This window comes from Kitasatospora albolonga, from assembly GCF_039535905.1.
Taxonomy (GTDB): Bacteria; Actinomycetota; Actinomycetes; order Streptomycetales; family Streptomycetaceae; genus Kitasatospora; species Kitasatospora albolonga.
On the sequence record NZ_BAAAYB010000082.1, the window covers coordinates 16,903 to 29,162 of the forward strand.

11 protein-coding genes and 2 pseudogenes are annotated in these 12,260 nt (G+C 72.9%); 7 read left to right on the top strand and 6 right to left on the bottom strand.

Annotation, left to right across the window (positions count from 1 at the left end; translation table 11 throughout):
* Positions 1-226 precede the first annotated feature (226 nt).
* On the top strand, positions 227-964 hold the full coding sequence (locus ABD946_RS19750) for an ATP-grasp domain-containing protein (protein WP_345285466.1): 738 nt from the start codon (positions 227-229) through the stop codon (positions 962-964).
* Between the two features lie 58 nt (positions 965-1,022).
* Here ABD946_RS19750 and ABD946_RS19755 read toward each other — a convergent pair whose 3' ends face one another.
* Both ABD946_RS19755 and ABD946_RS19760 read right to left on the bottom strand, forming a co-directional pair.
* Entirely contained in the window at positions 1,023-1,817 is a 795-nt protein-coding gene (locus ABD946_RS19755) for a family 1 encapsulin nanocompartment shell protein (RefSeq protein WP_345285372.1), read from the bottom strand.
* Between the two features lie 30 nt (positions 1,818-1,847).
* Positions 1,848-2,879, bottom strand: a complete 1,032-nt coding sequence (locus tag ABD946_RS19760) for a Dyp-type peroxidase (RefSeq protein WP_345285374.1) — start codon at positions 2,877-2,879, stop codon at positions 1,848-1,850.
* Positions 2,880-3,186: 307 nt separating this feature from the next.
* Here ABD946_RS19760 and ABD946_RS19765 point away from each other — a divergent pair.
* The 3 genes and pseudogenes from ABD946_RS19765 (at position 3,187) to ABD946_RS19775 (ending at position 5,705) form a co-directional block, all read left to right on the top strand.
* Positions 3,187-4,223, top strand: a pseudogene (locus tag ABD946_RS19765) (saccharopine dehydrogenase family protein).
* Positions 4,224-4,321: 98 nt separating this feature from the next.
* Positions 4,322-5,037: pseudogene (locus ABD946_RS19770) on the top strand (flavodoxin family protein).
* Between the two features lie 143 nt (positions 5,038-5,180).
* Complete coding sequence (locus ABD946_RS19775; protein ID WP_345285376.1) at positions 5,181-5,705, top strand: DUF3291 domain-containing protein; 525 nt, start codon at positions 5,181-5,183, stop codon at positions 5,703-5,705.
* Here the strand turns inward: ABD946_RS19775 and ABD946_RS19780 are convergent.
* Positions 5,702-6,532, bottom strand: coding sequence for an endonuclease/exonuclease/phosphatase family protein (locus ABD946_RS19780; protein ID WP_345285378.1), 831 nt, complete (start codon positions 6,530-6,532; stop codon positions 5,702-5,704). The genes ABD946_RS19775 and ABD946_RS19780 overlap by 4 nt on opposite strands.
* 94 nt (positions 6,533-6,626) lie before the next feature.
* Here ABD946_RS19780 and ABD946_RS19785 point away from each other — a divergent pair, with 94 nt between their 5' ends.
* The 3 genes from ABD946_RS19785 (at position 6,627) to ABD946_RS19795 (ending at position 8,721) form a co-directional block, all read left to right on the top strand.
* Positions 6,627-7,544: a hypothetical protein gene (locus ABD946_RS19785; protein ID WP_345285380.1), complete on the top strand. Its 918-nt coding sequence runs from the start codon at positions 6,627-6,629 to the stop codon at positions 7,542-7,544.
* 61 nt (positions 7,545-7,605) lie between these two features.
* Entirely contained in the window at positions 7,606-8,103 is a 498-nt protein-coding gene (locus ABD946_RS19790) for a hypothetical protein (protein ID WP_345285382.1), read from the top strand.
* A 69-nt stretch (positions 8,104-8,172) separates the two neighbouring features.
* Positions 8,173-8,721 (top strand): hypothetical protein, encoded by a 549-nt coding sequence (locus tag ABD946_RS19795; RefSeq protein ID WP_345285384.1) that lies wholly within the window; start codon positions 8,173-8,175, stop codon positions 8,719-8,721.
* 27 nt (positions 8,722-8,748) lie between these two features.
* Here ABD946_RS19795 and ABD946_RS19800 read toward each other — a convergent pair whose 3' ends face one another.
* From ABD946_RS19800 to ABD946_RS19810, 3 genes are all read right to left on the bottom strand, one after another.
* Positions 8,749-9,876, bottom strand: coding sequence for an SMI1/KNR4 family protein (locus tag ABD946_RS19800; RefSeq protein WP_345285386.1), 1,128 nt, complete (start codon positions 9,874-9,876; stop codon positions 8,749-8,751).
* An 86-nt stretch (positions 9,877-9,962) separates the two neighbouring features.
* Entirely contained in the window at positions 9,963-10,940 is a 978-nt protein-coding gene (locus ABD946_RS19805; protein ID WP_345285388.1) for an aminoglycoside phosphotransferase/kinase family protein, read from the bottom strand.
* A gap of 40 nt (positions 10,941-10,980) precedes the next feature.
* The gene (locus ABD946_RS19810) at positions 10,981-12,144 is read right to left on the bottom strand and encodes an alpha/beta hydrolase family protein (RefSeq protein WP_345285390.1); all 1,164 of its coding nucleotides are present in this window, start codon (positions 12,142-12,144) and stop codon (positions 10,981-10,983) included.
* Positions 12,145-12,260: the final 116 nt, after the last annotated feature.

Consider the following 12,260-nt stretch of genomic DNA (forward strand, 5'->3'; position numbering starts at 1 on the left):
GGAGACCGAACTCCACGGACCGCGAACGCCGTGGTCCCGTCGAGCGGGTCCGGCGTGATCCCCGTGCCGTGGGCGGTGTCCCCGGGACGGTGGAGCGGGCCCGGCGGGCGTGAGCGCCGTGGCGGGGAATCTCGGCTGCGGTGGGGGGAGGGCGAGGCTAGCGTGGTGCCTCTGTGAGGGAGAGGGGACCGCGGTGCTGGTCATGCCCGGGCGGCGGACGTCGACGATGGAGCTGCTGGCCGCGGAGGCGGCGGGCCGTGGGATGGCGGTCAGGGCCGCCGAGGAGCCCGGACTCGTGGGCCCCGCGTACTGGTACGGCGGGCCGATCGCGGGTGCCGGACTGGCGGGCCGGCTCGGGTTCGCGCTCCTGGAGCCCGGGGACGACTGGCTCGCCGAACTGTCGGAGGAGTTCACCGGCCGGTCGGTCCGGACCGCGACCGTGGCGGATGTGTGGGCGCTCGACCGGCCGACGTTCGTCAAGCCGCCACGTGACAAGTCCTTTCCCCCCGGCATCCACGCCGACGGCTCGCGGCTGCCCTCCGACCTGGACCCGGCGACGCCGGTCCTGCTGTCCGAGGTGGTGACCTTCGCCGCGGAGTACCGGCTCTTCCTGCTGGACGGTCAGATCGCTGCGGCGAGCCGGTACGCGGTGTTCGGCCGGCTCGATCCCCGCCCGCTCGCCACGGGCCTCGCGGAGCGGGCGATCGCGGCGGAGATCACGGAGTTCGCCGACCGGCTGGTCGCCGAGGCCGGGCACACCTTGCCGAGCGCCGTCGTCGTGGACGTCGGGCAGCTGCTCGACCCGTACCGCCCGGGCCACCGCTGGGCCGTGGTGGAGGCCAACATGGCGTGGTTCTCGCACGCCTACGCCGCCGATCCGGCACGGGTGCTGGACGTGGTCCTGCGGGCGGCGGGCCCGCGCGAGCACGTGCGGCCCCGGGACCTGGCGTTCGATCGGCACTGACCCGCACCACTCGACCCGGGCGCTTGTCCGAGAGCTCGCACCGGCGAACGGGGACTGCTCAGACCAACGGGACGGCGGCCTCGGGGGAGTACAGGCTGAAGGTGAGCGCCTGCTGGAGGTAGAGCTCCACCGTGTCGGCGTCGTGCCGCAGGTACCCGATCGAGAGGTCCTGGCCCAGGTGCAGCTCGAAGTCGCCGCCCCGGGTGGAGAGCAGCACCCCGCCGGTCAGCGCCGGGGCCCAGATCAGCGGGCAGTCCAAGGCGCGGGCGATGTGCTGACGGATCGGGTAGCCGTGGTCGGAGGTCTCGTTGACGGCGGTGTACGCGTCCGCGCCCAGCAGCAGTGCGTACGGGCCGCCGACGCCCGCCAGCCGCAGGGTGGAGAGTGCGTGGCTGACGGTGTCGGGGTAGGCGGTGACGTCCTGCGGCAGCGCCACCGGCGGATTGTCGGCGGCGGCCCGCAGCCCGGAGATCCCGGCCTCCGGCCAGCCGTCGAAGACCGCCCGGTCCTCGGCCATCGCCATGGTCCGGGCCGCGTCCTTGACCGGCTGCCAGTCGCTGTCCTTCGACCCGCGCTCCACGTCGTCCACCGCGTCCCGGCTCAGAGTGAAGCGCGTCCTCAACTCCACCACCGGGCGCACCTGGTGGGCCCGGGCTCGCAGGCCCTCGGCGGGCGGCGGCAGCGGGGTCAGGTGTCCGGTGCCGACCGCGGCCAGCGCCGGGCCGGCCGGGCCGGAGAGGTCCACCACCCGGCGACCGGCCAGGTGCAGGACGAAGGTCCGGCGGGCCTCCTCCTCGATCTCGGCCCAGGCGGCCTCGCTGATCGGGGCCAGTGCGCGGTGCAGGTTGTCCACGGGTTCACGGTGCTTTCACTGGGGGACGGTTCAATCGGCCCGGACGGGAGCGGGCTTGAGGCTGCCGATCCCCAACGAGCCGTCCTTCTCCGGCTGTTGACGCTCGCTGGTGGACGCGTCCGCGTCGGCGGCCGGCCCGTCCTCCAGGAAGTCGGCGGTCGGGACGTGGAAGAGGCTTCCGGTGACGGCGGTGGAGAAGTCCAGGATCCGGTCGTGGGAGGCCTCGTCGGTGCCGAGGAACATGTTCCGCAGCATCTGCTCGGTGACCTCCGGCGTGCGGCAGTACCCGGCGAAGTAGGTCCCGTACTCACCCCGCCCAGGCGAGCCGAACGGCATGTTGGCGCGGTAGATCTGGCGCTCCTCGCCGTCCTCGTCCAGCACCTGGTTGACCGCCACGTGCGAGTCCGGCGCCTGCACGCCGTCGGGGAGTTCGATGTCGGAGAGCTTGGTCCGGCCGATCACCCGTTCCTGCTCGTCCGAGCCGATCCGGTCCCAACCGTCCAGGTCGTGCAGGTACTTCTGCACGATCAGGTAGCTCCCGCCGGCGAAGTCCGGGTCCTCGTCCCCGACGTGGACCGCCTCCACGGCCGGGTTCCCCTCCGGGTTCTCGGTGCCGTCGACGAAGCCCAGCAGGTCGCGCTGGTCGAAGTAGGTGAAGCCCTGCACCTCGTCCACCACCCGCACCGCACCCGCCATCCGACGGGTGATCAGGGTGCCCAGCTCGAAACAGAGGTCGGCCTGCTGCGCCCGGACGTGGAAGACCACATCGCCCGGGGTCGAGGGGGCGGTGTGCCGCGCGCCGCGCAGCGGCACGAAGGGGTGCAGTCCGGCCGGCCGCGGCCCGCCGAACAGCCGGTCCCAGGCCTGTGAGCCGATCCCCGCCACACAGGTCAGCCGGTCCGCCGGCCGACGGAACCCCACCGACCGCACCAGCCCCGCCAGATCCCCCAACAACTCCCGCACCACCGGCTCACCACCGGCCTCCACGGTCATCACCAGGAACAACGCGGCCCGGCTCGGTGCCGCCAGCACCGCCTGCACGTTCGGCGACTTCCCACCCACGTCCGACTCCCCTCCGCGACCGCCCCCTACGGGCGGCCCCACCCAGCTTGACCGGGCCCGTGCCCGATCCCACGACGGCAGGCGGACAGGTACCCCGAACGGCCCAGTCCCCGCCCCACCCTGACGAATTCTCAGCCGCCCCTCCCGGCACCTCCGACCCCCGACGGCGCTCCGTCAACTGCCCCGCCCGCACTCCGTGGGGTGTTCGGGCCCGAAAGGCTCGTGCAGGAGTGCGGATTGCGCCAGGATGATCCACGTCGGGCCGCATCGGCCCGGAGTTCGCAGCGGAAGCACGGGGGCGGTACGCATGACGGCGGGTCAGAAGGTCGCGGTGTTCGGCGGATACGGACACACCGGTCGGTTCGTGGTCGCGGAGCTGCTCCGGCGCGGCTACCTCCCGGTGCCGTCCGGCCGCAACGCCGAGGCGCTGGAGGAGCTGGCCGGTGCGCACGGGCTGGAGGCCCGGGTCGCCTCCGCCGACGATCCGGCCTCGCTGGACCGGGCGCTGGCCGGAACAGTGGCCGTCGTCAACTGCGCCGGCCCGTTCGCCACCACCACGGGCCCCGTCATCGAGGCGGCGCTGCGCGCCGGGATCCCCTACCTGGACGTGGCCGCCGAACTGGAGGCCAACCTCGACACCTTCGCACACTTCTCCGACCGGGCCCGTGAGGCGGGCACGCTCGTCGTCCCGGCCATGGCCTTCTTCGGAGGCCTCGGCGACCTGCTGGTCACCGCCGCCATGGGCGACTGGACCGAGGCCGACGAGGCGCACATCGCCTATGGGCTGAACCACTGGCACCCCACCGCCGGCACCCGCCGGGCGGGCGCGGTCTCCCGGGAACGGCGCGGTGCCGTCCGGCTGCGCTTCAGCGGCGGCCGGTGGGAGCGCCGCACCGACGCGCCGCCCACCCTGGACTGGGACTTCCCCCAGCCGTTCGGACCCCGATCCGTGATCGGTGAGTTCACCATGGCGGACGTCGTCACCGTCCCCCAGCACCTGGCCATCCCCGAGTGACCACCTACATGACCGCCAACGCGGTCGCCGACATCTCGTCCCCCGACACCCCCGCCCCGACCGCCACCGACGGAGCCGGCCGCTCCGACCAGACCTTCGTGGTCGACGTCCTGGTCCGCCTGAACGGCGCCGAACGCCGCCTCGCAGCCCACGGCCGGGACATCTACGCCGTCACCGCCCCGCTCGTCGTCGAAGCCCTCTCCCGCGTCCTCGACGGCCGCACCAAGTCCGTCGGCGTCGCCTCCGCCGGGGCGGCCTTCGACGCCCTCGACTTCCTGCGCGCCCTCGCCCCGCACGTCATCCTCGACCCCGCCCCGGACCCCGCCTGACCTCCCGTCAGGCGGCGTGTCCGGGCAGGGAGTCGGCGGACGGCGTGGTGGAGTGGGCCTGCCGGTCGTCCGTCCGGCCCGTCCGCAAGGAGCACGCGATGACCGAGCCCGGGACCTCCTACGCCGACCTGCGCGCGATCGTGCTCAACTGCACGCTCAAGCGCTCCCCGGAGCGCAGCCACACCCAGGGGCTGATCGACATCAGCACCGGCATCATGCAGCGCCAGGGCGTGGCCGTCGACGTGCTGCGGCCGGTGGACCTGGACATTGCCACCGGGGTCTGGCCGGACATGACCGAGCACGGCTGGGAGACCGACGAGTGGCCGGTGGTCTACAGCCAGGTGATGTCCGCCGACATCCTGATCCTGGCGGGGCCGGTCTGGCTCGGGGACAACTCCTCGGTGATGAAGCAGACCATCGAGCGGCTCTACGCTGCTCCTCGATCCTCAACTCCCAGGGCCAGTACGCCTACTACGGCCGCGTCGGCGGCTGTCTGATCACCGGCAACGAGGACGGCGCCAAGCACTGCGCGATGAACGTCCTCTACAGCCTCCAGCACCTCGGCTACACCATCCCGCCCCAGGCCGACGCCGGCTGGGTCGGCCCCGCCGGCCCCGGCCCCTCCTACCTCGACGAGGGATCGGGTGGGCCGGAGAACGACTTCACCAACCGCAACACCACCTTCATGACCTGGAATCTCCTGCACATGGCCCGCCTCCTGAAGGACGCCGGAGGCATCCCCGCCCACGGCAACCAGCGCTCCGGCTGGGACGCGGGCTGCCGCTACGACTTCGAGAACCCGGAACACCGCTGAGACTCGTCCGGGAGGCCATCCCGGCACCGAAAACGCAACTTCGACATGATCGGGGAAGGCGACTAGCCTCACCCGCTCGTGGGTGACCGCCCACGCGTGCAAGGGGGTCCCGTACCCGGACCCCCGGAACCGGGGAGGGACGCATGCCGCAGCTGGCGCTGTACACGTTCGGAGTTCTGAAGTTGCCGTTGGCCGATCCGGGGACACTCACCCGTGAGCTGTACGAGAGCGGGGAGTCGGTCTACCGCGAGATCACCCGGCAGCCCGGGTACCTGGGGCACGCCGAACCGGTGGCCGGGGGACCGGGAGAGCTCTTCGGGGCGGACTGGGGGGTGTGGGGGGAGTTCGCGGTGCCGGGCTGGTACCGGAAGGGGCGGACGGCGGAGAGTACGGCGCTGGCGGCGACGCTGTCGCTCTGGACGGATGAGGACGCGGCCTTCGAGGCGGTGTACGGCGGGCTGCACCGCGAGGCGCTGAGCCGGCGTCACGACTGGTTCGAGAGGTCGGCGTACCCGACCCACGTCATGTGGTGGGCCACCGACGGTGCGGTGCCCACCTGGGGCGACGGGGCATCGAGGATGGAACGCCTCCACGAGCACGGCGTCACGGCGGACGGCTTCACCTTCCGGCACCCGTTCGCTCCCGAGGGTAAGCGGCCCGGGAGCTAGAGGGAGAGTTCGACCACCAGGGGGCGGTGGTCGGAGATCGGCGGCCGAGCCATCCGTACCGGCTGGCGGGGGCCGGGGCCGGTGGTGAGGATGTGGTCGAGCTGGAGGCGCGGGTGGTGGGCGGGGAAGGTCCGGGCCCGGGCGGTGGGGTGCCAGCCGCAGCCCAGGACGGTCGTCGGGACGGTGCCCGGGAGGTTCAAGTCGCCGAGCAGGACCTGTGGTTGGGGTAGGTCGGCGATCCACTTCCGGACGGCGAGGAGCTGGCGGACGTTCCAGCCCGGGACGAAGGACAGGTGGAGCGCCACCGCCGTGAACGGTCCTCGCCGGCCTTCCAGGACCGCCGCCAACGCCACCCGGGGATGGTCCCGCACCACCCGGAGGCCGCGCGGGGAGGGGGACGGGAGCAGCGCCGCGACCGGCGGCTCCGCGAACCGCCTTGCCCGCCAGTGGTGGACAGGCAGCCGCGACAGCAGCGCGATGCCGTGCGAGGGAGCGGTGCCGTCGTGTCCGGTCCCGGGCGGGCCGTACACCCGCAGGCCCGGCTCGGAACGCTCCCGTACCCAGCCGCGCCCCTCCCTGGCCCGGGCGTGGAAGGCGGAAGCGTACCGCCACTCCACCGGCCCGAGCGCCTCCGCGACGGCGCGGGCCTGGTCGACCCGGCCGGAGCGTTCCTGGAAGCGGTCCAGCTCCTGAAGCACCGTCACCTCGGCGTCCAGGGCGGCCACGGCCTCCACCAGCGCCCCGACGGCCACCGGGCCGCGGTCGCCGACCGTCCGCCCGTGCAGGACGTTGAAGGTGGCGAGCCGTACGGGAGTCGAGGCGGTCATTCCCTGACGCTACCTCAGGGCGGTGTGGCCGTTCGCCGGACAGGCGTGACCGTGGACGGGCAAGCTGTTCGCCGACGGAACGGGGGAGACGAGGGTGATCGAGACGATCGTCGCCGTGGTGGGGGCGTTCAGCACCCTGGCGGGCGTCGGGATCGGCGTGGCCGGATACCGGAGCCAGGCGGCGCTGGTGAAGCTGCAGGGCGAGCAGCTCCGGCGCCAGATCGAGGACTCCGAGCGGGCCCGGCGGTCGGCGGAGGCTGCTGAGCGGCGTGCCGAGGAGGCCGAGCGTCGCGCCGAGCTGGCCGGCAGGCAGCGGGCCGAGCAGGAGGAGCAGGCCGAGCGGCGGCGGGAGCGGCAACAACTCCTGATGTCCGCAAGGGACTTCACCGTCGAGCCGGTCGGGAACGCGGTGCGGGCCGCCTACCGGGGCCGGCATCCCGTGACGGAGGTACGGCTGTACTGGCGGGACACGGAGATCACCCCGGGTGGCCGGGCTCTGGACCTGTACCTGTCCTCCGACACCCCCTCGACGGGGGAGGCCGTCGTCCCCGTGCCGGGGATGCCGGAAGGTACGCGGGCGCAGTTGGCGGAGATCCACGCGGAGTACACCGACGTGCAGGGGCGGCGCTGGCGCCGGCGAGGGGACGGGGGCCTCCTGCTGCGCGGCGCGGACGGCCGGTGGAGCGCCGAGCCCACCGTCTGGCTGGACCTCGTCCTGGAGGAGCCGTTCCCGGTGGTGACGGGGCAGGGGTCGCAGACCAACCCGTGGGGCCGGCCGCAACCGCAGGGCTTCCCGCCGCGGCAGCCGCCGTTCGGGTACCCGGCGGTGGGGGACTGGGGGACGGCCGAGCCGAGCTCCATGAGGGTGGCGTCACACGTCGTCCACGGTGCGTCGGTCCCTTCGGTCGGTCCCAAGGGCGTTGAGGGAGGGGCACGGTGGCCGCTCGTCCTCGCTCTTGCGGGCATCGGGGCCGGCGTCGCCGCCCTCTCCTTCCTTGCTCTGTGGAGATGAGCGGGCCGACCGGTCAGCCGCCCGCCGCCGGTTGTCCCAGGTGGCGCCTATGGTTCCGGTCATGAGCGTTCCCGAGGTCATCCCGATCAGGCACGAACCCGACTACCGCACGAGCACCATCGGACGATGCCGGGGCGGCCAGTTCTTCGCCTCGGTCACCGCGACCCTGCCCGAGGACTGGAGCGACGGCGACTGGCAGTCCCGGAAGCGCTGGTACAGCGTGCTGCACCGGTTCGACGAGGCCGGCCGTCACCTGGATTCGCGCATCCAGTTCACTGGCACCACGGCGGACGGCGAGCGGAAGGCGGTCGACGCGGCAGGGCTGCTGCTCGCCGAGTGGCTGGACGCCCTTCCGGATCGGCAGTACCAGGACATCGCGATCGCGCCCTTCGAAGTCCGTTTCGAGGAAGCCCTGTTCGGCCTGGTCGTGGAGGAGGACGAGGACGGAGAGCCGGGCGAGGAGGGGGAGGAGGAGGGCGAGGGCCGCGGCGTGTGGGTCGAGCTCTACCCCGACGGCCTGGGTTTCACCGCGCCCTGGGACGGTTGCTACGACACCTGAGCCGAGTCGCTGACCTGCCGTGGTGGGGCCGGGTGCCGTGCTCGGGCGCGTGCCGCATAGGGTCGGTCCATGCACGAAAAGCAAGACCACGGGCAGGCCGACGCCGAGGTGAACGGCTCGAACACCACCGCGTCCGCCGAGGCCGACACGGCGGTGTTCGTCTGCGCGACGTGCGGCGTCCCGCTGACGGGGCCGCTCACGCGGCTGCCGGAGGTTCCCGAGGCGCCGTACTACGAGTGGTGGGAGGCCGACCAGCCCGGTCCGTCGCCGCCGACCGTGCCGTCGGGCCACTACGCGATCGAGACGGAGCCGTACGGCGGGCCCTTGGTCGTTGCCGAGGCGCCCGGGCCGGCGATGCCTCGCCGCGGATCGATATCCGACGTGGAGGGCAACTACCTGATCTCGCAGGGCCCGAGAGGCAACATCGTCATCAACCCGGACAACGCCCGAGGCCTGGAACTGCGGCACGCGTCCGCCGCCTGTTGCGGAGCGACCCCGGACGGCGGGATGAACCAGGTGTGCGCCTGCGGAACCCTCGTGGCGACCCTCTGCTCCGACTGCTGCCTCCCGTACGAACTCCACCTCTCGGCCGACCACGTCCGCGCCGTCCGCAGCTGAGACCGACGCGCTCCGTCGCGACGCGGGTCAGGCGAGCGGCGGCCAGGGGCCGGTGAGGAGCCGGGTGGCCTCGGCGAGGATCCTGGTGGTGATGGTCTCCAGCGAGTCCTCGAACGCCGGGATCCAGTTGTCGTACTCGGCGCCGTCACCGGCGATCCGGCCCAGCGCATCGGGATGGCCGAGCGGAGCCCACGCTTCGCGGGCCAGGAGGTCGGCGCCGGTGGCAGGATGGACGGCCCCCGCCACGATCAGGGTGAGCCACCAGCGGGCGAGCTCCCAGCGGATCTCGTCCTCCTCCGTGGGCAGACCCGCGAGCAGACCGAGCTCGTCCATGACCTGCTCGAAGAGGCCCGCCGCTTCCGGCTCCTCGGAGCGCCCGAGCCCGGCGAGTGACCGCAGGGCAGGGGAGTCGACATCGAGGACGAGCGCGGCCAGCCCGGCGCGGATCAACTGGTCGGCCCGGACCTGACGCCCGAGGCGGCGTTCCAGGGCCAGCATGCGCAGGTCCGTGAGCGCTTCCTCCGCACTTCGGGCGTAGGGGTCGTACGCGGTCCTGAGCACGGCTCGGTCGGGGATGCCGTTGGTCTTCCCGAGCAGGTACGACCAGAACGGGACGGTGGCGCGGGCCTCGTCGAGCCGGGCGGGCAGGCCGCTGAACTCGTGCCGGAGGTAGTCGGCGAGGTCGGCCCCGTAGTAGATGACGTCGCTCTGGTGCACCGACAGGACGGGGTGCCCGAACTGCCGGGCGGTGCCCGGCAGGTAGCGGTGCCCGAAGACCGGCACGAGTCGGGGGACACCGGCCAGGAAGGCCTTCGCGATCCGCACCGCCTCTTCGAGCCGCTCCGGCCGTTCGCCCCACGTCAGGTGCCAGAAGGCGTTGTGGCGGACCTCGAAGAGCAGCCCCTCGACCGGCCGGTCGAGACTGTCGCGCAGCGTTCCGGAGTCCGCGCCGCCGCGCCAGTCCGGCCAGCCCGTGCCGATGGGGAGCCCGGCCCTCAGGAAGGCCCGGTGGTCGGCCGCGAAGCGGAAGCCGAAGCGCGCCTCCACCGCGTCCAGTTCGTCCTCGCTCAGGCCGGGTGCGAGGTCGGCGCCGTGGAGGCGGTGGAGGGTTCGGGCGGCTTCGACCGTCAGAGGGCGGGACGGCTGGTGGGTCACTCTCGCAGCTTAGTCGGTACACCGACGCAGCCGGGGCCCACGGCCCGGCAGCAGCCCTGCACGCTGCCGTGAACGAGCACGGTGGACTAGGCGTTCGCGCGGCGGAGGCGCTCGGCCGCCTGGACGCGGACGGCTTCGCAGGACATCGGGGCGTCGCCGTGCAGGGCCTCCCAGCGGGCATTGTGGGCGGCCGGCCAGAGGCTGGCCGCCCAGGCGATCTCGAGCTCCTCCGCGGTGAACCGGCGCCCCTGCTGGTTCTGGTAGGCCGTCAGGAACGCCGAGGAGCTCTCGATTGGAGCCAGGGTCGGGGGCGAGCTGCTGGCGAACGTTCCGCTCGCGGCGCCCACCAGTGCCGCCTCCGGCTGCCATGCCAGGCTGTCCCAGTCGTGCACGGCCCACAGGACTCCTCCCCGCCAGCGGAGGTTCTGCGCTTCGAAGTCGACGTGGCCCGGTACGCACGGCAGCCCGGTGGCCAGCAGCCGTGTGCGGGCCCGGGCAGCCGTCGAGACGACGTACGCGGGCACGGCGCTCTGGTCCCGTTCGTCGAGGAAGCCGATCGTCGGCCAGAGTCCCGGATCCGTGTGGTCCCAACGGGCCCAGCGCGGATTCGGCAGCGGCGGTGCGGCGAGGAGTTCGGGCAGGTCGGCCAGTTCGGCCATGAGGCGGGCGAAGACCTCTGCGTAGCGCACGGCGATGTCCGGTGAGTCGCCGCGCAGTGGTTCACCGCCGAGCCGGGCCTCCTCGGCGTGCACAGCCATCGCGCCGACGCGGACCACGGGTGTGAGCGGCCGCGCGCACGGAAACCCGCGCAGTGCCAGGTGAGCCTGCGCGGCGACGCACGAAGCGGCCCGGCCGTCGTCCTCCCGTGCCTTCACCACGATGTCTCGGCCGTCGGCCAACTCCAGACCGAACACGGCGGATTGCGCATGCCGCGCGAACAGCACGCGGACCGGATCGCTCCCCAGCCGGTCCGTGCACCAGTCGGCCAGCCAGGCCGGTAGCTCGTCCGTGGTCATGGTGACGACTGTGGCACGGGTGCGAATGCGCCGGAAGCGAGCGGACACGCGGGCTGCCGCGACCGCCCGGAGGTCGGTGCTCTCCGGGTCAGGGCCGGTGGAAGGCGATCTCCGGGAAGGTCGGGGACGGGGTGTCGAGGAGGGGGGTGGTGGCTCCGCGCAGGTGGTGGTCGAAGAAGGCACCGACGTAGCTGCGCACGATGCGGGTGGAGCGTGCGCCCGGGAGCGGGGTCTCGGGGTGGGGGTAGCCGGAGGCGTCGCCGAGGACGGGCCAGTCGGTGAAGCCGGGGTGGCCGAGGCCGGTGACGACGAGCCAGCGCTTCCAGCCGTCGAGGCGGGCCCAGGTCTCGTTCCAGGACGGGTCGTCGAAGTCCGGCGGGAGGAGGGTCGGGTCGCCGGAGAGCATCAGGAAGGGCCGGCCGCCGAGGCCGGTCTCGGGGACGGGGGTGAAGAAGGTGCCGTCGAGATTGGCTCCGGCGTCGACACGGGGGTCGGTGGCCATGACGGCGGAGGCGGCGTTGCCGCCGATGGAGTGGCCGGCGGCGCCGATCCGGGTGCTGTCGATCAGCCAGGAGTACCGCCAGGCGGGGTGCGGGCCGGTGACGCGGTCCAGGACGAAGGAGAGGTCGCGGGCGCGGCCGTCCGAGACGCGCTTCAACTCGCCGCTGGGGAAGACCTGTTCGCAGGCCTTGCAGGTGAGCAGACGGTCACCGGGGAAGAGCGTGCCGTCCGATTCGTAGGCGTGGTCGACGGCGGCGACCACGTAGCCGCGGCTGGCGAGGTCCTCGGCGAGGCCGGTGAGGGAGGCCCGGGGGAGGGAGAAGCCGGGGGAGAGGACGATCAGCGGGTAGCGGCGGGGGGTGGGGCGGGGGAGGGCGTCGGTGCGGGCGTGGGTGCGGGTGGCCGCGACGCGTTCCGGGGTGGTGTGGTCGGCGAGTTGGCCGCGGTCGGTGAGCAGGGCCTTGGCTTCGGCGGTGGTGAGGTAGGGGGCCGGGGTGCCGGTGCGCGGCAGTGCCGGGTAGTAGAGCGAGAGCAGCAACTCCCGGTCCTCGGCGGGCACCCAAGGGTCCTTGCGGCTGTGGTCGACCAGGGAGAGGGTGTCCTGTCCGACGGCGAAGTCACCGGTGAGTGGCGGGAGTTCGATGCCGCGCAGGGTTCCGGTGGTGGCGGAGGCGGGGCCGGCGAGCACGGCCGTGACGGCGAGGGCGGCGGTGACCGCGACCGTTGCCACGGCGTGGATGATCTTCTGCATGGCCGCATGATAGGCAGATAAGGTTAGGCTTACCTAATATCGCTGGTGGGAGGTGCTGCCGGACCTGGACGAGGACTTGACGGTGGGTCAGGCGTGCGAAAACGAGTGGAAGTGCG

Coding starts and splice junctions, on each gene's coding strand:
- ABD946_RS19795 (WP_345285384.1), top strand. CDS start 8,173: ATGCACGAAAAGCAAGACCACGGGCAGGCCGACGCCGAGGTGAACGGC.
- ABD946_RS19790 (WP_345285382.1), top strand. CDS start 7,606: ATGAGCGTTCCCGAGGTCATCCCGATCAGGCACGAACCCGACTACCGC.
- ABD946_RS19775 (WP_345285376.1), top strand. CDS start 5,181: ATGCCGCAGCTGGCGCTGTACACGTTCGGAGTTCTGAAGTTGCCGTTG.
- ABD946_RS19810 (WP_345285390.1), bottom strand. CDS start 12,144: ATGCAGAAGATCATCCACGCCGTGGCAACGGTCGCGGTCACCGCCGCC.
- ABD946_RS19780 (WP_345285378.1), bottom strand. CDS start 6,532: ATGACCGCCTCGACTCCCGTACGGCTCGCCACCTTCAACGTCCTGCAC.
- ABD946_RS19750 (WP_345285466.1), top strand. CDS start 227: ATGGAGCTGCTGGCCGCGGAGGCGGCGGGCCGTGGGATGGCGGTCAGG.